The sequence below is a fragment of the Haliea salexigens DSM 19537 genome (assembly GCF_000423125.1).
Classification (GTDB): domain Bacteria; phylum Pseudomonadota; class Gammaproteobacteria; order Pseudomonadales; family Halieaceae; genus Haliea; species Haliea salexigens.
This window is the reverse complement of record NZ_AUHJ01000013.1, coordinates 77,678-99,799: the sequence shown is the minus strand read 5'-3', so window position 1 is coordinate 99,799 and position 22,122 is coordinate 77,678. Positions and strand designations below refer to the sequence as shown.

The following is a 22,122-nucleotide window of genomic DNA, read 5'->3' as shown; positions in this document are numbered from 1 at the left end:
CCTTAACCTCCCGCGCCGTTATCGGATTCGGGCAACTGCACCTTCACCTTGAGATTGAATGTCGCGGCCTGATCGCCATACTGGGTTGCCGCGCGCACCGAATCGAGGTTGGGCTGCTGCAGCCAGTCGGACGAATCGAGGCGCCGCATCAGGCTGGACACCCGGTTGTTGGATTCCGCCACCCCGATCAAAACGATCTCGTTGTTGCTGCTCTGCAGGCTGGTGTAGAAGACGCCGTCAGGCAGTGTGCGCACCAATTGGTCCATCACGCGCACAATGATTGGCCGATTGCCCTGCAACTCCTGGATGACACGCATCCGGTCGATCAACTGGTTGCGACGACGCTCCAGCTCGCGGATCTCGTCAACCTGGCGGTCGAGCACACGGATATTTTCCGTCAGGTACTCATTGCGGGCTTTCTGGTGGTCAATCTGGCTGTTGACGATGCGGTCGCCGAGAATCACCACGCCCACGCCCAGCAGGCCGATCATGCCCAGCAGGACGAGAAACTCTTTCTTTCGCTCCGCCCTGCGTTCCTCACGCCAGGGGAGGAGATTGATTTGCGCCATCAGTCAAAGCTCCGCAAGGCGAGGCCACAGGCGATCATCATCGCGGGGGCGTCGCTGCTCAGGGCAACCGCGTTGACCCGGGAAGAAATCGTCATTTCGGCAAACGGATTGGCAACGGCCGTCGGCGTACCCAGCTTTTTCTGCACCAGGTCGACCAGGCCGTCCATGGAGGACACGCCGCCTGCGAGGATGATGTAGTCAACGTCATTGAACTGGCTGGAGGAGAAGAAGAACTGCAGCGAACGTGCCACCTGCTGCACCACAGCTTCCTTGAACGGCGTCAACACTTCCGGCTCGTAGTCATCGGGCAGGCCGCCCTGCTTCTTGGCCAGGCCGGCCTCTTCCAGAGGCAGGCCATAGCGGCGCATGATCTCGTCGGTCAGCTGTTTGCCACCGAACAGCTGCTCGCGGGTATAGATGGTTTGGCCGTTGTTCAGCACGCTGAGCGTCGTCATGGTGGCGCCGATATCCACAATCGCCACCATGCTCTCCAGTTCCAGGTTGAGCTGGCGCCGGATCAGGCCATAGGCTCGCTCCATGGCGTAGGCCTCGACATCCATGATGCGCGCCGTAAGATCGGCGCCTTCAATGGCATCCACCCGGGAATCGATCGTTTCACGCCGACAGGCCGCGAGCAGCACCTCAACGTGATTGGCGCGTTCCGGCGAAGCACCCTGGATTTCGAAGTCGATGGCCACTTCATCCAGCGGGTACGGAATGTACTGGTCCGCCTCCAGCGTAAGCTGGGTTTCCATGTCGTCCTCGTTGAGACCAGACGGCATGTCGATGATCTTGGTGATCACCGAAGAACCGGCCACCGCTGCCGCCACCGCCTTGAGCTTGGTGCGAGATTGCGCAACGACAGCTCGAACGGCGTTGGTCACGCCCTCGATATCGTTCACGTTTTTCTCGATGACCGCGTCCACCGGGAGCGAACTGACCGAGTAGCTTTCTACTCGATAGCGCCCCCCGGACTGGCTAAGCTCCAGCAGCTTGACCGTTGTGGAGCTGATATCCAGCCCCAACACCGACACCGACTTTTTCTTCCCTAGAATGCCAAGCAATTCGTTTTCCTATGCGTATCACTGACTTAGCTTGTTTTTATACACTACTACATTAATTTGTAGATATAGCATAATCAATACTGCAATCAAAAGCGAAAATACGCTTATAATTACCAAATGTTGCCAAGCCCCCTCCCAACTACAGTAATACAAGTCACTGCTTTGTAAAGGAATAAATGGGTTTCCTCCGCTTTTTATTGCGCTCTTCCGTGCTGGGCCTGCTGGGCTTGAGCTGGCTGCTTGCGGGCGTCTATCTATACCTCGACCCCGGCCTGCCCGATGTAGAGACCCTGCGCGACGTCCGCCTGCAGACCCCGATGCAGGTCTATACACGCGATGGCCACCTGATTGGACAGTTTGGCGAGCAGAAGCGGAATCCACTGCGTTTTGAGGATATTCCGCCGCAATTCGTACAGGCGCTGCTGGCCGCGGAAGACGACCGTTTCTTCACTCACCGCGGCGTCGACCTCGCCGGATTGATGCGTGCGGTGTCGGAGCTGGCACTGACCGGAGAGAAAGGCTCCGGCGGCAGCACCCTGACCATGCAGGTGGCGCGCAACTACTTTCTCAGCCTGGAGCGCACCTTTACCCGCAAGTTCAATGAGATTCTCCTGGCCATCAAAATCGAGCGCGCGCTGGAGAAGGAAGAAATTTTCGAGCTGTACTTCAACCGGGTATTCCTCGGCCACCGCGCCTACGGCTTTGAGGCCGCGTCGCAAGTGTACTACGGCACCGGCATCGGCGAGCTGACCCTGGCGCAACACGCCATGTTGGCCGGCATTCCCAAGGCACCCTCGCGCAACAACCCGATCAGCGGCCCCCAGGCCAGCAAGGAGCGCCGCGACTGGATTCTGGGGCGCATGCTGTCGCTGGGCTATATCCAGCAGGAGCACTGGGCCGCCGCCGTGCAGGAGCCTGCCAGCGCCCAACACCACGGCGCGCAGCTGAGCTTCGCCGCGCACTACGCCGCCGAAATGGCACGCCAGGAAATGCTCGAACGGTACGGCATGTCGGCCTACACCGACGGTTATCACGTCTACACCACCATCAACAGCGAACTGCAGCAGCTCGCCCAGCAAACCGTGGTCAACGGACTCATGACCTACGACCGACGCCACGGCTACCGCGGACCGGAGCGTCAGCTGCCGCCCCCGACAGACGCAGGGCAGGCAGATGGCCGGGCCACGGCCGCCTGGCTTGCCGCGCTGGCAGACACGCCGGTGGTAGCGGGTCTGACGCCGGCAATTGTCACCCGCTTGCGTGAGGACCGGGTTGACCTGCTGTTCAGTGACGGCACCTCGGGCGAGCTGCTCTGGGATGACGGCCTGCGTCAGGCCAGCCCCTATCTCACCGAGAACTCCATGGGGCGCGCGCCATCCAGCATCGCCGATGTGGTGAGCGCAGGAGACCTTATCCGCGTACAGCGCAAAGACGACGCACGCTGGCATCTGAGCCAGGTGCCAGCCGCGCAGGCAGCACTGGTGTCACTGAACCCCGACAACGGCGCCATCGTCAGCATCGTCGGCGGTCTCGGCTTCGAGAGCAGCAAATTCAACCGTGCCACCCAGGCGCGACGCCAGCCCGGTTCCAGCTTTAAACCCTTTGTCTACTCCGCTGCCCTGGAGGCGGGATTCACCGCCGCCAGCATCATCAACGACGCGCCCGTGGTCCTGGAAGACACCTCGCTGGAAGATATCTGGCGCCCGGAAAACGATGGCGGCCGCTTCTACGGCCCCACGCGTTTGCGCTGGGCTTTAACCCAGTCGCGTAACCTCGTCTCCATCCGCCTGCTACAGCAGATTGGCGTGCCAGCACTGATTCGCCACGTGGAGCGCTTCGGTTTCGATACCAGCGAGTTCGCGCCGGATCTGTCGCTGGCACTGGGCACCCACGTCATGTCGCCACTGCAACTCGCGACGGCCTACGCGGTGCTCGCCAATGGCGGCTACGCAGTGCAGCCCTTCCTGATCGAGCGCATTGAGGATACCGACGGCAACGTGGTGTTCGCCGCCGCGCCGCCCACCGTGTGCCGCGATTGCCCACCAGCGCGCAGCCTGGAGGGCGCCGCACCGGAACGGGAACTGCGCATGGAGGAAATCCTCGCTGGCGCAACGGAGGCGGACAGCACCACGCCCCCGCGCGCCGAGCGGGTGATGGACGAACGCAGCAATTTCATCCTCACCAGCATCCTGAAGGACGTCATCAAACGCGGTACCGGGCGGCGCGCTCTCACCCTGGGACGTGATGACCTCGCCGGGAAAACCGGCACCACCAACGGGCCGATGGACGCCTGGTTCTCGGGGTACAACCGCGACGTGGTCACCACCGCCTGGGTGGGCTTTGACAACTACACGCCACTGGGGCGGCGCGAGTTTGGTGGCACGGCGGCACTGCCCATCTGGATCGACTATATGCGCGGAGCCCTGCGCGACAGTCCGGATGTTCAGCCACCCCTGCCGCCGGGCGTAGTGCATGTGCGCATCGACCCGGATACCGGCCTGCTGGCACGGCCGGGACAACAGAACGCTATTTTCGAATATTTCCGGGAAGACCGTGTGCCCGCACCGAGCGGGGGCGCAGGCGACGCCGGCCTGCGCGGCACCACAGAGGATCTGGTCAGGGATATTTTCTAGCCGGGGCGCCGGCCACGCTAGCCGCCGGCGCGGAGGAGTGTGCCTGGCCTACACGCCGCCTGGCGCGTAATTCTCAGGGTAGGGCACGCGGGCCACGCCGCTGTCGACCGCCGCACGGGCAACCGCCGGGGCTATGTGTTGCAGCAAGCGCGGGTCGACCGGCTTGGGAATGATGTAGCGGGGACCAAAGCTCAATTCCGTTTCACCGCAGGCCTTGAGCACCGACGCAGGCACCGGCTCGCGCGCCAGCTCACTGAGCGCCTTGACGGCGGCAATCTTCATCGCCTCATTGATGGCACTCGCGCGCACATCCAGCGCCCCGCGGAAGATGAACGGAAAGCCGAGCACGTTGTTCACCTGGTTGGGGTAGTCAGAGCGCCCGGTAGCCATGATCAGATCATCGCGCACGCTGTGCGCAAGCTCCGGGCGGATCTCCGGGTCCGGGTTGGAGCAGGCAAACACTATGGGGCGATCCGCCATGGACAACAGCATATCGGCGCTGAGCAGGTCCGCGCCCGACAGGCCCACAAACACATCGGCGCCGCGCACGGCATCACTCAGGCTGCGTTTGTCGGTGTTGTTGACGAACTCCTGCTTGTAACTGTTAACGCCTTCGCGACCGGCGTAGATCACGCCCCGGCGATCGAGCATATAAATGTTTTCCTGCTTCGCGCCCATGCTCAGAAGCAGGCGCATGCAGGCGATGGCCGCCGCGCCCGCGCCCAGGCAGGTGATCACGGCGTCTTCCAGCCGCTTGCCCTGAATCTCGAGCGCGTTGATCATGCCGGCGGCGGTCACAATGGCAGTGCCGTGTTGGTCATCGTGGAAAATGGGAATGGCGCAGCGCCGCGCCAGTTCCGCTTCGATCTCGAAGCATTCCGGCGCCTTGATGTCTTCGAGATTGATACCGCCAAAGGTGTCGGCAATATTGGCAACGGTTTCGATGAAGCTGTCGCTGTCCTCCGTATTCACCTCGATATCCACCGAGTTGATGCCGGCAAACCGCTTGAACAACAGCGCCTTGCCCTCCATCACCGGCTTGCTCGCCAAAGCACCCAGGTTGCCCAGGCCGAGCACCGCGGTACCGTTGCTGATCACGGCAACCAGATTGCCCTTGCCCGTGTACAGGTAGGCGGCATCGGCATCGGCGGCGATTTCACGGCAGGGCTCGGCCACACCCGGACTGTAGGCCAGCGCCAGCTCGGCCTGGGTTTCCGCAGGCTTGGTCAGCTCCATGCTGATTTTTCCGGGAACCGGCTCCGCGTGATAGTCGAGGGCCGCCTGTCTGAAGTCTTTGCTCATAGTTGGAAATCCGCTGATCACTGCGCTTGCGGGAGGGACGCCAGAGAATATAGAAAAGCGCTGGCAGCCACAAGCGCAGGCATTTTAGTCGTTTCTATCGGGCACAAAAAAGCCGGGAACCTCGCGGTGCCCGGCCCTGTTCGCAGACTGCCGAAGCAGCCCACAGACGCCGCTCAGCGCGAAGCGCCGCGAGCGCCAAAACGCTTCTTGAAACGGTCGACCCGGCCGCCGCTGTCGAGTACTTTCTGCTTGCCGGTGAAGAAGGGGTGGCACTGCGAGCACACGTCGATGTGAAAATCTTCACAACGGGTGGAGCGCGTGGCAACCACATTGCCGCAGCTGCAAGTGGCGGTAACCGCCTCGTACTTCGGATGAATTTCTGCTTTCATGGTGTTGCTCCTGTTGATTGGCACCGCCACCCGAGCCTGTCGGGCACCGCACCGGACTTGTGGAGGTAACGCGAAAAAATAGGCGCGCATAGTACCAGACACAGCGGCCGGCGCAAGCCCCGCGGTTGCGCTATTATGCGCGGCTCATTCCCACCCGCACTACGCTGAGAGGCGCGATGTCCGTTCTTCGCCTGGCCATTTCCTGTCCACTGCGCTCGCTGTTCGATTACCTGCCCCCCGCGGAGCTGACGGCGGAGGCCCTGGAGGGTTTGCAACCGGGTGTGCGGGTCAAGGTGGACTTCGGTCGCCGCCAGCTCCAGGGCTGGCTGATTGAGATCGCCGCCGAATCGGCAGTGCCCGCGACGTCCCTGCGCGCAGCTCAGGCTGTCGTAGACGATGCACCCCTGCTATCGCCGTGGGTTCTGCAGCTTTGCCGCTGGGCCGCGGATTACTACCAGCACCCCCTGGGGGAGGTGCTGGAAGCCGCCTTCCCGCCCGGCCTGCGCCAGGCGCAGAGCCATCAGCCACCGGGGCAGCCCGGTTGGCGGCTAAGCCAGCGCGGCAAAGGACTGCCCGGGGGCGCACTACAGCGTTCACCGCGGCAGGCCGAGGCGCTGGCCCTGCTGCAAGACGCCGATGAACTCGCCACCAGCACCCTGCGCGCCAAGGGCATCAGCGCCGGCATCCTGCGCCAGCTGGAACAGAAGGGGCTCGCCGAGCGCTGCCTGCTGGCGCCCGGACACGCCCTCACCACGCCCCAGCCCGGTCTTGCGCTGAACGCCGAACAGGCACAGGCCCTGCAGGGCATACTGGCGCACTACGGTCAGTTCCACTGCAACCTGCTGGAGGGCATTACCGGTAGCGGTAAAACGGAAGTTTACCTGCAGCTGATCGCCCACTGCCTTGCCAAGGGCCAGCAGGCGCTGGTGCTCATACCCGAAATCGGCCTCACACCGCAAACTCTGGCGCGCTTCACCGAGCGGTTTGGCAGCGGCATCGCTGTGCTGCACTCGGGCCTCAACGACACTGAGCGCTACGCCGCCTGGGAGGCGGCGCGCACGGGTGCCGCATCGATTGTAGTGGGCACACGGTCGGCCATTTTCAGCAGCCTGTTGCGGCCGGGCCTGATCATTGTCGACGAAGAGCACGACGGCTCCTTCAAGCAGCAGGACGGGTTCCGCTACTCGGCGCGTGACCTCGCCGTCAAACGGGGGCAACTGGAGGGCGCAACGGTTGTGCTTGGCAGTGCCACACCGGCCCTGGAAACCCTTCATAACGCCCTGCAGGGTCGTTACGGGCACCACCGCCTGACGCGCCGCGCGGGTGCCGGTGAGCTGCCCGCGCTACGCGCCATTGATGTCCGCCGCGAGGCGCTTCAGGGTGGGCTCTCCGAGGCCCTGCGCGACGCCATTGCAAGCACTCTGCAAGCGGGGCAGCAGGTACTGCTGTTCCTCAACCGGCGCGGTTATGCCCCCGCACTGCAATGTCACGACTGTGGCTGGATTGCCCAGTGCACGGCCTGCGACACCCGCATGACCGTGCACCGCCGCCAGCGCCGGCTGCGCTGCCATCACTGCTCGGCCAACGTGCGCCTGCCACAGGCCTGCCCGGCCTGCCACAGTACGCGCCTGCTCACCAATGGTCTGGGCACCGAACAGACCGAAGATGTATTGCGCAGCACCTTCGGGGCCTGGCCCATTCACCGCGTCGATAGCGACTCCATGCAGGGCAAGGGTGCCATGCAGGCGCTGGTGGCAAAAGTGCAGCAGGGTGCCCCGTGCATTCTTCTCGGCACCCAGATGCTGACCAAGGGGCACCACTTTCCCGGCGTGAACCTGGTGGCGGTTATCGACGCCGATGCACTGCTGTTCAGTGCCGACTTTCGCGGCGAGGAGCGCATGGCCCAGCTGCTGACACAGGTGGCGGGGCGCTCGGGCCGCGCCGGTGATGCCGGCCAGGTGCTGGTGCAAACCCACTATCCGGACCACCCCTTGATGCAGGCGATGCTCACCGAGAGCTACGCAGAACAGGCGCGGCGCCTGCTGCAGGTGCGCCAGGAACACGGCATGCCGCCCCACGGGCGCCTCATTTTACTGCGCACCGACAGCCCGGCGACGGAAACGGGCGAACAGTTCCTCGGCGCCGTGCGCCAGCAAGCAGAACCCGGGCTGCCGCCGGGTTGCCGACTGATCGGCCCACTGCCATCCCCCTTGCAGCGACGGGCCAACAAATTCCGCAACCAACTGCTGGCCATGGCGCCGGATGTGCGCCGGGCGCAGCAGCTGGCCAGGCTGCTGGTACATTGCGCCGAGCAGCACCCCGCCCGCCAGGGGCTCAACTGGTCCATCGATGTCGACCCGCTGGACCTGGGTTGATCGCCGCCTCGCGCTGGCCATGGGCGGGCATTTGCGGCGATAATGGCACGCTGCCGTTCAGGCACGCCAGCACCCACCCAATCCAGAAAATGCAGGTAGAGCCCCCCAGGAAATGAAGGAACAATTGTCACAGCTGATCCAGCAGGCGCTGGATGCATTGGTCGCCGAAGGCCGGCTTCCAGAGGCAACGCGGCCGACCATCGTCATCGAGCGCACCCGGGACGCCAGCCACGGCGACCTGGCGAGCAACGTGGCACTCACCCTGGCCAAAGGTGCGGGCTACAAGCCCCGCGATCTCGCGGACATGATCTGCCATGCGCTGCCAGCGTCATCGCTGATCACCCGTACCGAGGTTGCAGGGCCGGGCTTCATCAACTTCTTCCTGTCCGGCGAGCGCAGCCGCGCGGTGGTGCAGCGCGTGCTGGCCGAGGGCGAGCGCTTTGGCCACAGCGATACCGGTGCGGGCCGCCGCGTGCAGGTCGAGTTCGTGTCCGCCAACCCCACCGGGCCACTGCATGTCGGCCACGGCCGCGGCGCTGCCGTGGGCGACAGTATCTGTCGCCTGCTGGCCGCTACCGGCTGGTCGGTGGCGAGCGAGTTCTACTACAACGATGCCGGCGCACAGATCAGTAACCTGGCGCTGTCAGTACAGGCGCGCTGCCGTGGCCTGGGGCCGGACGATGCCCAGTGGCCGGAGGACGGCTACCGCGGCGACTATATCGCCGATGTGGCCGCGGCCTACCTGGCGGGCGAGCAGATCGACGCCAGGGATCGCCACGTCGACGGCAAGGGCGACCCGAATGATCTCGATGCCATCCGCGACTTCGCCGTGGCCTACCTGCGCCGCGAGCAGGACCTCGACCTGAAAGCCTTTGCAGTGAATTTTGATCGCTACTTCCTGGAGTCGTCCCTGTATGAGTCAGGCGAGGTTGAAGCCACCGTGGCGCAGCTGATCGCCAATGGCCATACCTATGAAGAGGACGGGGCCCTTTGGCTGCGCACCACGGCTTTCGGCGACGATAAGGACCGGGTGATGCGCAAGCGGGAGGGCGGTTACACCTACTTCCTGCCGGACGTGGCCTACCACCTCAACAAGTGGCAACGCGGTTTTGAGCGCGTGATCAACGAACAGGGCGCCGATCACCACAGTACGGTAACGCGGGTGCGAGCCGGCCTGCAGGCCCTGCAGGCAGACATCCCCCAAGGCTGGCCGGACTACGTGCTGCACCAGATGGTAACTGTGATGCGCGATGGCAGCGAAGTGAAGCTGTCCAAGCGCGCGGGCAGTTATGTCACCCTGCGCGACCTGATTGACGAGGTAGGTTGTGACGCCACGCGCTATTTCCTGGTGGCCCGGGCCCCGAGTTCCCAGCTCACCTTCGACATCGACCTGGCTCTGTCACAAAGCAACGACAACCCGGTCTACTACATTCAGTACGCCCACGCGCGCGCCTGCTCCGTACGCGCCAAACTGGCGGAAAACGGCTGGGACTGGGATACCGAGCGCGGCCTGGCCGCACTGGCGCGGCTGCAGGAAGAGCAGGAGAAGGCGCTGCTCAAGCGGCTCGACCAGTATCCGGAGGTGGTGGAAGCCGCGGCCACCGCCAGCGAGCCGCACACAGTGGCAAACTACCTGCGCGAACTGGCCGCCGAATTCCACAGCTTTTACAACGCGCACAAACTGCTGGTCGATGATACTGAGCTACGCGATGCCCGTATTGCCTTGAGTGAAGCGGTGCGCCAGGTTGTGGCCAACGGCCTCGGCCTGCTGGGCGTGAACGCGCCGGAGGCCATGTAAGTGGCGCGCGATGCCGGTGGTCGGGGCACGCGCAGCGGCGCACGCCGCAAACCGCAGGCGGCCCGGCGCAAGGATAACAACGGCGCAGCGAGCCCCTGGCGCTGGTTCGGCGCCGGTGTTGGCACCGGGGTTTTTCTCAGCCTGCTGCTCTATCTCGGCACGCTGCCGCCAGGCACGCAACCGGCGCGCGAGCCCCAGGAAGCCGCCGTCGCGGAAGCGCCACCGAAACCCCGCTTCGATTTCTACACCATGCTGCCGGAGCAGACGATCGACGTGGAAGTAGAACCCGCCGAGGTGGCGCAACAACCCGATGTCGCTCCGCCCCCCGCCGAGAACTACGTGCTGCAGGCGGGCTCTTTCCGGCAGCGCGAGGACGCCGACCGGCGCCGGGCCGAGCTGCTGTTATTGGGGCTGGAACCCAACGTGGAAGAGTCCACCGGCGACAACGGGCGCTGGTTCCGGGTCTATCTCGGGCCGTATACCACCCACGCCCAGATGAGCCGCGCTCGCGGATTGACCGCCGCGCAGAACATCGACACCCTGCTGCTGAAGCGCGGCCGGCCCTGACATCCGCGCCGCCCGCGTGCGGCGCGTGCTTGAATTCCCGCCACGGCTCCCCATATCTGGAGCAACAGGAGACTTATCGTGGAACAGTATCGAGGTACAACCATCCTCTCAGTGCGCCGTGGCAACAGCGTTGTCATTGGTGGCGACGGGCAGGTGTCGCTGGGCAACACCGTCATGAAGGGCAACGCGCGCAAGGTGCGCCGGCTGCACAAGAACAAGGTGCTGGCGGGCTTCGCCGGTGGCACGGCAGATGCCTTCACCCTGTTCGAGCTGTTTGAAGCGCAACTGGACAAACACCAGGGTCACTTGGTGCGGGCCGCCGTGGAACTGGCCAAGGCCTGGCGCACCGAGCGCTCCCTGCGCCGCCTGGAAGCCCTGCTGGCAGTCGCCGACAAGGAAACCTCGCTGGTCATCACCGGCAACGGCGATGTCATCGAGCCCGAGGACAACCTCATCGCCATCGGCTCCGGTGGCCCCTTTGCACAATCCGCCGCGCGCGCCCTGCTCGACAACACCGAACTCGATGCCCGCAGCATCGTGGAAAAGGGCCTGAATATCGCCGGCGACATCTGCATTTACACCAACCACAACCAAACCATCGAACAACTCGACTATTAGGCCTTCCGCATGTCCAACATGACGCCCCGAGAGATTGTCCACGAGCTGGACAAGCACATTATCGGCCAGCAGGACGCCAAGCGCGCTGTTGCCATCGCGCTGCGCAACCGCTGGCGGCGCATGCAACTGCCCGAGGCACTGCGGGCGGAAATCACGCCCAAGAACATCCTCATGATCGGCCCTACCGGCGTGGGTAAAACCGAGATTGCCCGGCGATTGGCGAAGCTGGCCAACGCACCGTTTGTCAAAGTGGAAGCCACCAAGTTCACCGAGGTGGGCTATGTGGGCCGCGACGTGGAATCGATTATTCGTGACCTCGCCGACGTGGCCGTGAAGCTGTACCGCGAGCAGGAAATGCAGCGCGTGCGGTTCCGCGCGGAAGAAGCGGCCGAAGACCGGCTGCTGGATATACTGCTGCCGCCGGCGCGCGGCGAAGGCACAGACAGCAACAACGGCGCCAGCACGCGGCAGTTGCTGCGCAAGAAGCTGCGCGAAGGCGACCTCGACGACAAGGAAGTGGAGGTCGACCTGGCCAGTGGCGGCGCGGGCGTGGAGATCATGGCCCCCCCAGGGATGGAGGAAATGACCAACCAACTGCAGAGCATGTTCTCCAACCTGTCGCGCCAGCAGAGCAAAACCCGGCGCATGCCGGTAAAAGCCGCCCTGAAAGCCCTGACTGACGAGGAAGCGGCCAAGCTGGTGAACGAGGAAGACCTGAAGCAGCGCGCCATCCGCGAAGCGGAGCAGAACGGTATTGTGTTCATCGACGAGCTCGACAAAGTGGCCAAGCGCGGCGAGACCGCGGGCGCTGACGTCTCCCGGGAAGGTGTACAGCGCGACCTGCTGCCGCTGATTGAAGGCTCCACGGTTAGCACCAAGCACGGCACCATCAAGACCGACCACATCCTGTTCATTGCCTCGGGCGCGTTTCATCTGGCCAAGCCCTCCGACCTGATTCCCGAACTGCAGGGCCGCCTGCCAATTCGCGTGGAGCTGGAATCGCTCACCGCCAGCGACTTCGAGCGCATCCTCACCGAACCGGACGCCTCACTGACCGAGCAGTATCAGGCACTGCTGGCCACCGAAGGCCTGCAAGTCGCATTCACGCCGGACGGCCTGCGACGCATTGCCGAAACTGCCTGGCAGGTGAATGAGAAAACCGAGAATATCGGCGCTCGCCGCCTGCATACCGTGATGGAGCGCCTGCTGGAACAGGCGTCCTTTGGCGCTGCCGATGCCGGGTTGCAGCAGCAGCCGCTGTCTATCGATGCCGACTACGTCAACAGCCAGCTGCAGGCCCTGAGTGAAGACGAAGATCTGTCGCGCTTCATTCTCTAGGTTGAGGTACCACCATGACCGACCGCGCACCACGCCCCATCGATATTCACCTGCACCGCAAGTCACGGGAGCTGGAGCTGGTTTACAGCGAGAGCGCTCGCTACCGCCTGCCCTGTGAATACCTGCGGGTGTATTCCCCCTCTGCCGAGGTGAAGGGCCACGGCCCGGGGCAGGAGATACTGCAGACCGGCAAGATGCATGTGGCCATTACCGACATTCGGCCCGTAGGCCACTACGCCCTGCAGCTGGTGTTCGACGACGGCCACGATACCGGGCTCTATTCCTGGGACTATCTTCACGACCTGTGCAGCCGCCGCGAAGCGCTGTGGCAGGACTATCTCGACCGCATGTCCGCCGCCGGTGCCACCCGCGACCCCCAGGTGCAGGTCATCCAGTTCCAACCCTGACCGCAGGGGCAACATCGCGCTACAATAACCGCCCTGTTGTATGACGGCGGAGGCCGCATGAGCGATAAACGCACCACCCATTTCGGTTACCGGGAAGTCGAGGAAGACGCCAAGGCCGGCCTGGTGGCCAATGTTTTCCACTCGGTGGCGGGGCGTTACGACCTGATGAACGACCTCATGTCCGGCGGCATCCACCGGATATGGAAGCGCTTCACCATTGAACTGAGTGCCGTGCGAGCCGGTCAGTCGGTGCTGGATATCGCCGGTGGCACCGGCGACCTGGCGGCAAAATTTGCCGACATCGTCGGCCCCACAGGCCGCGTGGTGTTGGCAGACATCAACGAATCCATGCTCAACGTGGGCCGCGACAAACTGCTGGACCACGGCTACCAGGGCAACCTTGAATTCGTGCAGGCCGATGCGCAGTACCTGCCTTTTCCAGACGACAGCTTCGACTGCGTCAGCATCGCCTTTGGCCTGCGCAACGTCACCGACAAGGATCTCGCGCTGCGCTCCATGCTGCGCGTACTCAAGCCCGGCGGACGGCTGCTGGTGCTCGAGTTTTCCAAGCCCGCCAACCCGCTGCTGGAAAAAGCCTACGACAGCTACTCCTTCCGCATGCTGCCTTTCATGGGCAAGCTGGTGGCAGGGGACAGCGAAAGCTACCAGTACCTGGCCGAGTCCATTCGCATGCACCCGGATCAGGAAACCCTGCTCGGCATGCTGGAAGACGCCGGCTTCGTCAATTGCGAATACCACAACCTCACCGGTGGCGTAGTTGCATTGCACCGGGGTTTCAAGGCCTGACATGGCGGCCGCCGGCCTTGACCCAACGCTGACCACGGCGGCACTGGCTGCCCTGGAAGAGGCACTCAACCGCGCCCTGGCACTGGACACGGCGGGGCAGCAGCAGCTGGGCCGCCTGGCAGGATGCACCTTCGCCATCGAATGCACCTCTCCGGCGATCAATGTCTACCTGCAACCGGGCGTAGAACGCACCCGCCTGCTGGGCTTCCACGACGGCCCCGTGACCACGCGGGTACGCGGCGCCGCCGCAGACTTTGCCGAACTCGCCGGTGCCAGCGACCCGGCGGCCACCCTGATCAACGGCAACCTCGCCCTGCAGGGCGACAGTGCCCCACTGATCGAGTTGCAGGGCATCATCGGGCGTCTGGACCTGGACTGGGAGGCACCTCTGGTGAACGTGCTGGGGGACGTGGCGGGGCACCAGCTCGCGGAGTTCCTGCGCGCCGGCTTCAGCGCCGGCAGCGCCGCCTCCAGCAGCCTGCTGCGGCAACTCGAAGAATTTATCCACGAAGAGGCGCGCCTGACACCGCCACGTCTGGAAGTTGAAGACTTCTACAGCGACCTGCAAGCCCTGCAACAGCGCGTGGAACGGCTGCAATCGCGGCTGGAGCGGTTGCGCAAACGCATGCAGGGCGCGCGCGCGTGACCTCCGGGCTGTTCTCACGCAGCCGGCGGCTGTTGCTTATCCTGCGTGTTGCCGGCCGCTATCGGCTGCAGGAATTTGTTGCCGCCGAGAGCCTGCCGGCGACCGGTCGCCTGTTGCTGCGCCTGTCGCCCTGGCGCAACAGTCATCCCGGCATGAGTCGCGGCGAGCGCCTGCGCCGGGCACTGGAGGAGCTGGGCCCGGTATTTATCAAGTTCGGCCAGCTCTTATCCACTCGCCACGACCTGCTGCCCGCCGATATCGCCGATGAACTGGCACGACTGCAGGACAAAGTGCCCCCCTTCGACGAAACACTCGCCGCGGAGATTATCGAGTCCGCGCTGGGTGAGCCGGTCAACACCCTGTTCGCAGGCTTCGAGGCCATGCCCATTGCCTCGGCGTCGGTGGCACAGGTGCACGGCGCCACGCTGCACAGCGGGGAAGAGGTGGTGGTGAAGGTGCTGCGGCCCGACATCGAGCCAGTTATCCGTCAGGATCTCGCCCTGCTGTACACCCTGGCGCGACTGGTACAGCGCTATTTACCGGACGGCCGTCGGCTGCGCCCGGTGGAAGTGGTTGCCGATTACGAGCTGACCATCCTCGACGAGCTGGATTTGCGCCGCGAGGCCGCCAACGCCTCGCAGCTGCGGCGCAACTTCGAAGGCAGCGATCTGGTGTATGTACCCCAGGTGCACTGGGACTACACCCGCAGCAATGTGATGGTCGCCGAGCGGATCAGCGGCATCCCGGTCACCGACATGGCGGCGCTGGAGGCGCGAGGCACCGACCTGAAGCTACTTGCCGAGCGCGGTGTGGAAATCTTCTTTACCCAAGTGTTTCGGGATAACTTTTTCCATGCCGATATGCATCCGGGCAATATTTTCGTCAATGCAACGGATCCGGCCAACCCGCGCTACATTGCGGTGGACTGCGCCATTGTTGGCAGCTTAAGCGATGCCGACCAGTATTACCTGGCGCGCAACCTGCTGGCCGTATTCCAGCGCGACTATCGCGCGGTGGCGGAGCTGCACGTCGAGTGCGGCTGGGTACCGCCGGGCACGCGGGTGCAGGATTTCGAGTCGGCCATGCGCGCTGTCTGCGAGCCAGTGTTCGAACGGCCGATCAGCGACATCTCCTTTGGCCAGCTGCTGATCTACCTGTTCAGCACCGCGCGCCGCTTCGACATGGAAGTGCAGCCCGCCCTGGTACTGCTGCAGAAAACCCTGCTGAACATAGAGGGCCTGGGGCGTCAGTTGTATCCCCAACTCAACCTCTGGGATACCGCGCAGCCTTTCCTTGAGCGCTGGGTACAGGAGCGCTACTCCCCGCAGTCGGTGCTGCGACGCCTGCAACGGCATGTGCCCTCCTGGTTGGAGCAGCTGCCGCAGGTGCCGGACGCCGTGCTCGATAATTTGCAGCGCAAACACACAGCGCCCGGCCCGTCCCGCCAACAGCAGAAGCAGCATCAGCGTTTGTTGGCCGCGCAAAGCGCGCAGCGCCAGCGGGTTGCACGCCGCCGCGCTGCCGCGGCGGCACTTGCCGCTGGCGGGCTGGTACTCGCGGTGCCTGGCGGCTGGGCCTTCATCGCCGCTGCGCCCGTCGCCAGCTGGTTGCTGCTGGGCGCCGCCCTGGTGCTGCTCTGGCCCACCTGCAACCGGGGTGAATAGGCGGGCTCTGGCCGGTGTGCCATAATGCCGGCCTATGGAAACGATGACATCTGAAAACACCGCAACCCTGCTGCAGGCCGTGCGCTGGAACGATCAGGGCCTGGTGCCCGCGGTCGCTCAGGATGCCGCCAACGGCGATGTGCTGATGCTTGCCTGGATGAATGCGGAAGCGCTGCAGCGCACCGCGGAGACAGGCCGTGCCGTGTACTGGTCGCGCTCGCGTCAGGCCCTGTGGAGCAAGGGCGAAAGCTCCGGAAATGTGCAGCTGCTGCGCGAACTGCGCCTGGACTGCGACGGCGACACCGTGTTGCTGCGCGTCGAGCAACTGGGCGGCGTTGCCTGCCACACCGGCCGCCGCCACTGCTTTTACCGGCGCTGGAGCGGTGACAACTGGGAGGTTACCGACCCGGTGCTAAAATCCCCCGAATCCATGTACGGAAACACACCGTGAACGATGTTCTGCAACAATTGGACGCGATACTCGCGGCGCGCCGTACGGCAAGCCCGGAAAGTTCCTACGTGGCCAGCCTGCACCACCGGGGTTTGAACAAGATCCTGGAGAAAGTTGGGGAAGAGGCTACCGAGGTAATCATCGCCGCCAAGGATGCAGGCGAGGACCGGCAGGAACTGGTCGGGGAAGTGGCTGACCTCTGGTTTCATACCCTGGTCATGCTCTCTCACCTGGAGCTGGATTCCGGGGCGGTGCTGGAGTGCCTGGCAACACGTTTCGGCGTGTCCGGGCTGGACGAGAAAGCTTCCCGCGGTTGACCGCGACATCACTATCACACGACGGAGACACACATGGGTATCGGTGGCATCAGTATCTGGCAATTGTTGATCATTCTCGCCATTGTCATCATGTTGTTCGGCACCAAGCGCTTGCGCACGCTGGGCAGTGACCTGGGCAGCGCGGTGAAGGGCTTCCGCAAGAGCATTCAGGACGAAGACAGCGGCAAACAGGACGCCGAAAACAAGGACGCCGCAGAAGAAAGTGCCGGTGACGCGCGGAGCGACAACAGCAAACCGTGATACAGCACCATGTTTGATATCGGTTTCGCCGAGCTGCTACTGATTGGCGTGGTGGGCTTGCTGGTGATAGGGCCGGAACGGCTGCCCTCGACGATCCGTACAGTTAGCGCCTGGGTGGCGCAGATTCGTCGCGGCTTCAACCAGATCCGCAGCGAGGTAGAGCAGGAACTGCACAACGATGCCGTCATGCAGGAACTGCGCAAAACCGGCAGCGACCTGAAACGCGACGCGCAGCAGGCCGGTGATTCCTTCAAGACAGCCACCGGAGGTAGCAGGGCAACCGGGCCCGCCTCCACCGCAAGCCCCGGCCAGGCGAGCTCTGAACAGGCGAGCCCTGACTCAGCGAGCGTCGGGACGGCCCGCGATGGCGAGACCACGAGCGGCGCACAGGAACCTCCGGAGAAATGAACGACGAGACCGAGGACCAGCCGCTGCCCCTGGTAGCGCACCTGACCGAGCTGCGCGATCGCCTGTTGCGCGCATTGCTCGCCGTGCTTATCGTGTTCATCGGGCTGTTTCCGTTCGCCAACGAGATCTACAGTTTCGTCTCCGAGCCGCTGCGCGCGCTGCTGCCCGAAGGTACCTCCATGATCGCCACAGACGTGGCGTCACCCTTCCTCACGCCATTCAAGCTCACCCTGGTCGCCGCCATTTTCATCGCCATACCCTACGTGCTGTACCAGGCCTGGAGTTTTATCGCGCCCGGCATGTACCGGCATGAAAAACGCCTGGCGGTTCCGCTGCTGGCGTCCAGCGTACTGCTGTTCTACGCCGGCGCGGCGTTTGCCTATTACGTCGTGTTTCCGCTGGTGTTCGGCTTCTTTACCAGCGTGGGCCCGGAAGATATCGCCATCATGACCGACATCAACAGCTACCTGAACTTTGTGCTCAAGCTGTTTTTTGCCTTCGGTATTTCCTTCGAGATTCCCATCGCCGTCGTCATCATGATCTCGGCGGGCATCACCACCCCCGAGGACCTCGCACGCAAACGGCCCTATGTCATCGTCGGCTGCTTTGTCTTCGGCATGCTGCTCACCCCGCCGGATGTGATCTCCCAGGCCTTGCTGGCGGTGCCCATGTGGTGCCTGTTTGAACTCGGCATCGTGTTCGGGCGCATCATCAAACGGCGCCGCGCTGCCGCGGACGCGGAGTAATGGCCGCAAAGTCCGGCCGCAGCCTGTCGCCGCTGCTGGCCATACTGCGTTTCCTGCTGCCCTACCGCGGGCGGCTACTGGCGGCGGGTACGGCACTTGTCTTCACCGCAGGCGCCACCCTGTTCCTGGGTCGTGGCATCCAGTTGCTGATCGACGAGGGCTTCAGCGGCGGCACCCGGGGGGACCTCGCCAATGCCATCGGCGTCATACTGGTCATTGCCGCGGCCATGGCGGTGGGCACCTTCGCCCGCTTCTATTTTGTGTCCTGGCTGGGCGAACGCGTGAGCGCTGATATCCGCAACGCGGTCTTTGACAACATCATCCACCTGGACCCCGGGTATTTCGAAACCAACCGCAGCGGCGAGATCATGTCGCGTCTCACCACCGACACCACGCTGCTGCAGACCATCATCGGCTCCTCCCTGAGCATGGCACTGCGCAGCGGCCTCACGCTGATCGGCGGCCTGGTGCTGATGTTCATCACCAATATCCAGCTGAGCCTCATTATCACAGTGGCGGTGCCATTGGTGCTGTTGCCCATCCTGTTTTTCGGCCGACGCGTGCGGCGCCTGTCCACCCAGAGCCAGGACAGCATTGCCAACGTGGGCAGCTACGCCGGCGAAATCATCCAGCACATTCGCACCGTGCAGAGCTACACCAGTGAGAGCCGCGAAAGCGCCGCCTTCGGCGTGGAAGTGGAGCGCGCCTTTGCCATCGCCCGCCGGCGCATTCGCCAGCGGGCGCTACTGGTAGGCGCCGCCATCCTGCTGCTGTTTGGCGGTATGGCCGCCATGCTCTGGAGCGGCGGCCAATCGGTCATCACCGGTGAGATGAGCGGGGGTGAGCTGGGTGCGTTCGTGTTTTATGCACTCATGGTCGGCTCCGGCTTCGCCACTATCTCGGAAGTCTGGGGCGAACTGCAGCGCGCCGCCGGTGCGTCCGAGCGCCTGCTTGAACTGCTACATACCCACAGTGACATCGTTGATGGCAGCAGCAGCTCCGTGCCCCGGCGCGCGAGCCTGAGCTTGTGCGATGTCACCTTCGCCTATCCCGCGCGCCCGGCAGATCCGGCGCTGAAGGGCCTGTCACTCAAGATTGAGGAGGGCAAAAGCCTGGCACTGGTTGGTCCCTCCGGCGGCGGCAAATCCACGGTGTTCCAGCTGCTGTTGCGCTTTTACGACCCGCAGAGCGGCGCCGTGCTGTTCGACGGCGTGGATCTGCGCGACATGCGCCTGGAAACCCTGCGCCAGCAAATGGCCCTGGTGCCGCAACAGCCGGCGCTGTTCACCGGCACCGTGCGCTACAACATTGCCTACGGCATGCCCGCCGCCAGCGCGGAGGAGGTGGTGGCCGCAGCCAGGGCCGCCCACGCCCATGAGTTCATCCAGCGCCTGCCCAACGGCTATGACAGCGAACTGGGCGAGCAGGGCGTGCGCCTGTCCGGCGGCCAGCGGCAGCGCATCGCCCTGGCGCGCGCCATCCTGGCAAACCCCCGCGTGCTATTGCTGGACGAGGCCACCAGCGCCCTGGATAGCGAGAGCGAGCACCAGGTGCAGCTCGCCCTGGAAGAACTCATGCGCAACCGCACCACGGTGATCATCGCCCACCGTCTGTCCACCATACGCCACGCAGACCGCATCGCCGTGCTGGACAAGGGGCAGTTGGTGGCCACAGGAACGCACGACAGCCTGCTGAACGACTCACCGCTGTATGCGCGGCTGGCGAGTTTGCAGTTTCGGGAGCAGTGATCCGGAAGCTTTGAGCCACTACAATGAGACTCGGCCTCAGCGGGTTACTCAGCATATAACTGTCCACTTGACGGGGAAGCTTACGAATTGGCGTCACAGTCAGTAAAGTGCTCTCGCGGAGCAGTGGTAAATTAACACCAGCGCTACGAAGGCCGGAAGTGCCCAGAGATAGCCGCCGACCATTACACTCCACGCCTGTTCTGGAGTGGCCGACTTGAGGCGATCTCGAGTAGGGCCATGAGATCTGGATCGGTACACCCGAAAAAACATGAAGCACACATAGGCGAAGGTACTTACCATAAGCGGAAAATTCACTGGCCTCCCTGCCAACACAGCAAACACAACACCCACGCCTATTAACGCAGCGCCCGTAAATAAAAGCCAGCCGTACACCTTGCGGTAATTCGGAGTCACTATCAGGTCGTACAGATGACCTTCTTTACTTTCCAATTTATACCACCAAACTATAACTAGTAACTGCTTTGTGAACTTGTATTAAACGCCGGTAGGGATCTGGTGAAGCGCAACTAAAAAAAAGCACAAGACCACTATACGCAAGAGTTTATGCTCTTCATGCTTCAAGGTCTGGGAAATAAAGACGAAGTCTTCTTTCACGATAAACCAATATACCCCTGCCCATCCGCCAGTTCCCATAAATATGCTAAAGATAATTTTTCCAAGTGACGTATTATTAAAATAGCCAGTAGCAATAAGCAGGAGAGTGTAAAGAAACCACAGGGCTCGGAAGACCCAAGCCCACCAAACGTTCTTCTGATCTGGGCTCATCTCATTCGGATCCTGTATCAAGAGTTGCCATCCCGCCCATGAAACCGACGTTTCCACTAAGTCTGCTAACAGTCGGGAGGTGACTGCCGAGGATGTGTAATCCCCACTTCATCCAGGTGGTCCGTGTGCACGTAGCGGTGTGTAACCGCCCGTTCACATCTTCCAGGATCATGATCACGCGTCCGTTGGCGCGGACGTAGTGCCGGTGTGTATCGAATCCCAGCCCGCCGGTATTGATGGCCTCGAAGTTTTTACCCACGTAGTGCGTGGTCTGTCCATTATGCACCTTGCGGTAGCGAGCCCCGTCGGGGCCGTTGTCAAAGCCATAGTTCACGGAGGCCGTGGTGATCGAGACGGGTTTGTTCAAGCTGGAACAGGTGATCATGGGGGTGCCGTCCCGCGTACCGAGGTTACCATTGGCATCGTAGGCAAAGGTGTGGGACGGCAAGAGGAATCTGAGTGCCTACTGCATTGTCCGCAGATCAAGATTATTACTTGCGTAAGCGCGCTCAATGAAAAGCCTCAGATTCGCTCAAAATACTCACTTGTTAAAAAAACGTCGCCGTTCTCTTTTATGCTTCGCAATTGATAGATCCGCACCGGCACTTGAGGCGACAAAGTACCCGCGATCAACTCAACTACTATGTGAATTGGCGATCCAAAAAGGCAATTGGAGCAACGCTCTACTTTGGTTACCAATACAACTGAGCCAACAACGAGGGGCTCAGAAGAAAGAACTTCGGGACCACCCATGCCTGGAGTCCGTGTGATTGCGAAATATTGAACGTGCTCTTGCCCTATGTCCGGTGTGACCCCGTGAATCAAAAGTGCCTTCTTCACAACGTACTTGGTGCCGATCATGCTGCGAAACTCTGGAGAAGAGCTTATATCTTCGAACTTCTGGTTGCAGCCAGCGATCACAACAACTAACAAGGCTAGTATCGTCTTCGAAAAAATCACTCGCAACAGTACCTCGCCAATCATGAAAATGTTCAAAGGGAACGGAACCCAGCTGCACGCTCTCAAAGGCTGTGTTAGCTAACTCTTGCCGCTTTGACTATTCAGTTCTTCGAGTGCCCCGACCTTGCACACTTTTTACAGCAGTTTTGCGTCACGACGTAATTCATCATAGTGCTTCCGTATGTATCGCCACACCTGGGACAGCGTGATGTAAGCAGAAGCGACGAGAAAATCACTATCAGAATGACTGTCAAAACAAACTGGAGAG

Annotated in this window: 23 protein-coding genes; 16 read left to right on the top strand and 7 right to left on the bottom strand. The window is 62.7% G+C overall.

What is annotated here, in order from left to right; all coding sequences use genetic code 11:
- Positions 1 to 2: 2 nt before the first annotated feature.
- The gene (locus G533_RS0114825) at positions 3 to 569 is read right to left on the bottom strand and encodes a PilN domain-containing protein (protein ID WP_027950636.1); all 567 of its coding nucleotides are present in this window, start codon (positions 567 to 569) and stop codon (positions 3 to 5) included.
- On the bottom strand, positions 569 to 1,633 hold the full coding sequence (locus G533_RS0114820) for a pilus assembly protein PilM (RefSeq protein ID WP_027950635.1): 1,065 nt from the start codon (positions 1,631 to 1,633) through the stop codon (positions 569 to 571). The genes G533_RS0114825 and G533_RS0114820 overlap by 1 nt, the downstream gene beginning before the upstream one ends.
- A 176-nt stretch (positions 1,634 to 1,809) precedes the next feature.
- Here G533_RS0114820 and G533_RS0114815 point away from each other — a divergent pair, with 176 nt between their 5' ends.
- Positions 1,810 to 4,266 carry a penicillin-binding protein 1A gene (locus tag G533_RS0114815; protein WP_027950634.1) on the top strand — a complete coding sequence of 819 codons (2,457 nt, stop codon included), beginning with the start codon at positions 1,810 to 1,812 and terminating at the stop codon, positions 4,264 to 4,266.
- Between the two features lie 48 nt (positions 4,267 to 4,314).
- Here G533_RS0114815 and G533_RS0114810 read toward each other — a convergent pair whose 3' ends face one another.
- Together G533_RS0114810 and rpmE are read right to left on the bottom strand one after the other, a co-directional pair.
- Positions 4,315 to 5,568, bottom strand: a complete 1,254-nt coding sequence (locus tag G533_RS0114810) for a malic enzyme-like NAD(P)-binding protein (RefSeq protein ID WP_027950633.1) — start codon at positions 5,566 to 5,568, stop codon at positions 4,315 to 4,317.
- A 173-nt stretch (positions 5,569 to 5,741) separates the two neighbouring features.
- Positions 5,742 to 5,957 (bottom strand): 50S ribosomal protein L31, encoded by a 216-nt coding sequence (gene rpmE, locus G533_RS0114805; RefSeq protein WP_027950632.1) that lies wholly within the window; start codon positions 5,955 to 5,957, stop codon positions 5,742 to 5,744.
- 176 nt (positions 5,958 to 6,133) lie between these two features.
- On the opposite strand from rpmE, the gene G533_RS0114800 reads away from it, so the two are divergent.
- The 15 genes from G533_RS0114800 to G533_RS0114730 all read left to right on the top strand — a co-directional run bounded on the left by G533_RS0114800 (position 6,134) and on the right by G533_RS0114730 (position 20,108).
- Positions 6,134 to 8,332, top strand: coding sequence for a primosomal protein N' (locus tag G533_RS0114800; RefSeq protein WP_027950631.1), 2,199 nt, complete (start codon positions 6,134 to 6,136; stop codon positions 8,330 to 8,332).
- A 112-nt stretch (positions 8,333 to 8,444) separates the two neighbouring features.
- Positions 8,445 to 10,130 carry an arginine--tRNA ligase gene (gene argS / locus G533_RS0114795; protein ID WP_027950630.1) on the top strand — a complete coding sequence of 562 codons (1,686 nt, stop codon included), beginning with the start codon at positions 8,445 to 8,447 and terminating at the stop codon, positions 10,128 to 10,130.
- Positions 10,131 to 10,697, top strand: a complete 567-nt coding sequence (locus G533_RS22205) for an SPOR domain-containing protein (RefSeq protein WP_051230412.1) — start codon at positions 10,131 to 10,133, stop codon at positions 10,695 to 10,697. It begins immediately after the preceding gene.
- Between the two features lie 78 nt (positions 10,698 to 10,775).
- Complete coding sequence (gene hslV, locus G533_RS0114785) at positions 10,776 to 11,315, top strand: ATP-dependent protease subunit HslV (protein ID WP_027950629.1); 540 nt, start codon at positions 10,776 to 10,778, stop codon at positions 11,313 to 11,315.
- 9 nt (positions 11,316 to 11,324) lie between these two features.
- Positions 11,325 to 12,653, top strand: coding sequence for an ATP-dependent protease ATPase subunit HslU (gene hslU, locus G533_RS0114780; RefSeq protein WP_027950628.1), 1,329 nt, complete (start codon positions 11,325 to 11,327; stop codon positions 12,651 to 12,653).
- A gap of 14 nt (positions 12,654 to 12,667) precedes the next feature.
- The gene (locus G533_RS0114775) at positions 12,668 to 13,060 is read left to right on the top strand and encodes a gamma-butyrobetaine hydroxylase family protein (protein WP_027950627.1); all 393 of its coding nucleotides are present in this window, start codon (positions 12,668 to 12,670) and stop codon (positions 13,058 to 13,060) included.
- Between the two features lie 57 nt (positions 13,061 to 13,117).
- Positions 13,118 to 13,867 carry a bifunctional demethylmenaquinone methyltransferase/2-methoxy-6-polyprenyl-1,4-benzoquinol methylase UbiE gene (gene ubiE / locus G533_RS0114770; RefSeq protein WP_027950626.1) on the top strand — a complete coding sequence of 250 codons (750 nt, stop codon included), beginning with the start codon at positions 13,118 to 13,120 and terminating at the stop codon, positions 13,865 to 13,867.
- A gap of 1 nt (position 13,868) precedes the next feature.
- The gene (locus G533_RS0114765) at positions 13,869 to 14,513 is read left to right on the top strand and encodes a ubiquinone biosynthesis accessory factor UbiJ (RefSeq protein WP_035528362.1); all 645 of its coding nucleotides are present in this window, start codon (positions 13,869 to 13,871) and stop codon (positions 14,511 to 14,513) included.
- Positions 14,510 to 16,177, top strand: coding sequence for a ubiquinone biosynthesis regulatory protein kinase UbiB (gene ubiB, locus G533_RS0114760; protein ID WP_027950624.1), 1,668 nt, complete (start codon positions 14,510 to 14,512; stop codon positions 16,175 to 16,177). Before G533_RS0114765 ends, ubiB begins: the two co-directional genes overlap by 4 nt.
- Positions 16,178 to 16,220: 43 nt before the next feature.
- Positions 16,221 to 16,628, top strand: a complete 408-nt coding sequence (gene hisI / locus G533_RS0114755) for a phosphoribosyl-AMP cyclohydrolase (protein WP_027950623.1) — start codon at positions 16,221 to 16,223, stop codon at positions 16,626 to 16,628.
- Positions 16,625 to 16,945, top strand: coding sequence for a phosphoribosyl-ATP diphosphatase (locus G533_RS0114750; protein WP_027950622.1), 321 nt, complete (start codon positions 16,625 to 16,627; stop codon positions 16,943 to 16,945). The genes hisI and G533_RS0114750 overlap by 4 nt, the downstream gene beginning before the upstream one ends.
- 33 nt (positions 16,946 to 16,978) lie before the next feature.
- Positions 16,979 to 17,206 carry a twin-arginine translocase TatA/TatE family subunit gene (gene tatA, locus G533_RS0114745; protein ID WP_027950621.1) on the top strand — a complete coding sequence of 76 codons (228 nt, stop codon included), beginning with the start codon at positions 16,979 to 16,981 and terminating at the stop codon, positions 17,204 to 17,206.
- A gap of 9 nt (positions 17,207 to 17,215) precedes the next feature.
- Complete coding sequence (tatB, locus tag G533_RS24050; protein WP_084639023.1) at positions 17,216 to 17,614, top strand: Sec-independent protein translocase protein TatB; 399 nt, start codon at positions 17,216 to 17,218, stop codon at positions 17,612 to 17,614.
- On the top strand, positions 17,611 to 18,360 hold the full coding sequence (gene tatC, locus G533_RS0114735) for a twin-arginine translocase subunit TatC (protein ID WP_027950620.1): 750 nt from the start codon (positions 17,611 to 17,613) through the stop codon (positions 18,358 to 18,360). The genes tatB and tatC overlap by 4 nt, the downstream gene beginning before the upstream one ends.
- A complete protein-coding gene (locus G533_RS0114730; protein WP_027950619.1) occupies positions 18,360 to 20,108 on the top strand; it encodes an ABC transporter transmembrane domain-containing protein in 1,749 nt (582 codons plus the stop codon). The genes tatC and G533_RS0114730 overlap by 1 nt, the downstream gene beginning before the upstream one ends.
- Positions 20,109 to 20,603: 495 nt before the next feature.
- Here the strand turns inward: G533_RS0114730 and G533_RS0114725 are convergent, their stop codons facing one another.
- From G533_RS0114725 to G533_RS0114715, 3 genes are all read right to left on the bottom strand, one after another.
- On the bottom strand, positions 20,604 to 20,894 hold the full coding sequence (locus G533_RS0114725; RefSeq protein WP_027950618.1) for a hypothetical protein: 291 nt from the start codon (positions 20,892 to 20,894) through the stop codon (positions 20,604 to 20,606).
- Position 20,895: 1 nt separating this feature from the next.
- On the bottom strand, positions 20,896 to 21,279 hold the full coding sequence (locus G533_RS0114720) for a hypothetical protein (protein WP_027950617.1): 384 nt from the start codon (positions 21,277 to 21,279) through the stop codon (positions 20,896 to 20,898).
- Between the two features lie 137 nt (positions 21,280 to 21,416).
- Entirely contained in the window at positions 21,417 to 21,878 is a 462-nt protein-coding gene (locus G533_RS0114715; protein ID WP_027950616.1) for a hypothetical protein, read from the bottom strand.
- Between the last annotated feature and the right edge of the window lie 244 nt (positions 21,879 to 22,122).

What these genes read in the sequence shown, in the direction of transcription:
- G533_RS0114825 (WP_027950636.1), bottom strand. Translation starts at nt 569, where the DNA reads ATGGCGCAAATCAATCTCCTCCCCTGGCGTGAGGAACGCAGGGCGGAG.
- G533_RS0114815 (WP_027950634.1), top strand. Translation starts at nt 1,810, where the DNA reads ATGGGTTTCCTCCGCTTTTTATTGCGCTCTTCCGTGCTGGGCCTGCTG.
- G533_RS0114810 (WP_027950633.1), bottom strand. Translation starts at nt 5,568, where the DNA reads ATGAGCAAAGACTTCAGACAGGCGGCCCTCGACTATCACGCGGAGCCG.
- rpmE (WP_027950632.1), bottom strand. Translation starts at nt 5,957, where the DNA reads ATGAAAGCAGAAATTCATCCGAAGTACGAGGCGGTTACCGCCACTTGC.
- G533_RS0114800 (WP_027950631.1), top strand. Translation starts at nt 6,134, where the DNA reads ATGTCCGTTCTTCGCCTGGCCATTTCCTGTCCACTGCGCTCGCTGTTC.
- argS (WP_027950630.1), top strand. Translation starts at nt 8,445, where the DNA reads ATGAAGGAACAATTGTCACAGCTGATCCAGCAGGCGCTGGATGCATTG.
- hslU (WP_027950628.1), top strand. Translation starts at nt 11,325, where the DNA reads ATGTCCAACATGACGCCCCGAGAGATTGTCCACGAGCTGGACAAGCAC.
- G533_RS0114775 (WP_027950627.1), top strand. Translation starts at nt 12,668, where the DNA reads ATGACCGACCGCGCACCACGCCCCATCGATATTCACCTGCACCGCAAG.
- ubiE (WP_027950626.1), top strand. Translation starts at nt 13,118, where the DNA reads ATGAGCGATAAACGCACCACCCATTTCGGTTACCGGGAAGTCGAGGAA.
- G533_RS0114765 (WP_035528362.1), top strand. Translation starts at nt 13,869, where the DNA reads ATGGCGGCCGCCGGCCTTGACCCAACGCTGACCACGGCGGCACTGGCT.
- hisI (WP_027950623.1), top strand. Translation starts at nt 16,221, where the DNA reads ATGACATCTGAAAACACCGCAACCCTGCTGCAGGCCGTGCGCTGGAAC.
- tatA (WP_027950621.1), top strand. Translation starts at nt 16,979, where the DNA reads ATGGGTATCGGTGGCATCAGTATCTGGCAATTGTTGATCATTCTCGCC.
- tatB (WP_084639023.1), top strand. Translation starts at nt 17,216, where the DNA reads ATGTTTGATATCGGTTTCGCCGAGCTGCTACTGATTGGCGTGGTGGGC.
- tatC (WP_027950620.1), top strand. Translation starts at nt 17,611, where the DNA reads ATGAACGACGAGACCGAGGACCAGCCGCTGCCCCTGGTAGCGCACCTG.
- G533_RS0114730 (WP_027950619.1), top strand. Translation starts at nt 18,360, where the DNA reads ATGGCCGCAAAGTCCGGCCGCAGCCTGTCGCCGCTGCTGGCCATACTG.
- G533_RS0114725 (WP_027950618.1), bottom strand. Translation starts at nt 20,894, where the DNA reads ATGAGCCCAGATCAGAAGAACGTTTGGTGGGCTTGGGTCTTCCGAGCC.
- G533_RS0114720 (WP_027950617.1), bottom strand. Translation starts at nt 21,279, where the DNA reads ATGATCACCTGTTCCAGCTTGAACAAACCCGTCTCGATCACCACGGCC.
- G533_RS0114715 (WP_027950616.1), bottom strand. Translation starts at nt 21,878, where the DNA reads ATGATTGGCGAGGTACTGTTGCGAGTGATTTTTTCGAAGACGATACTA.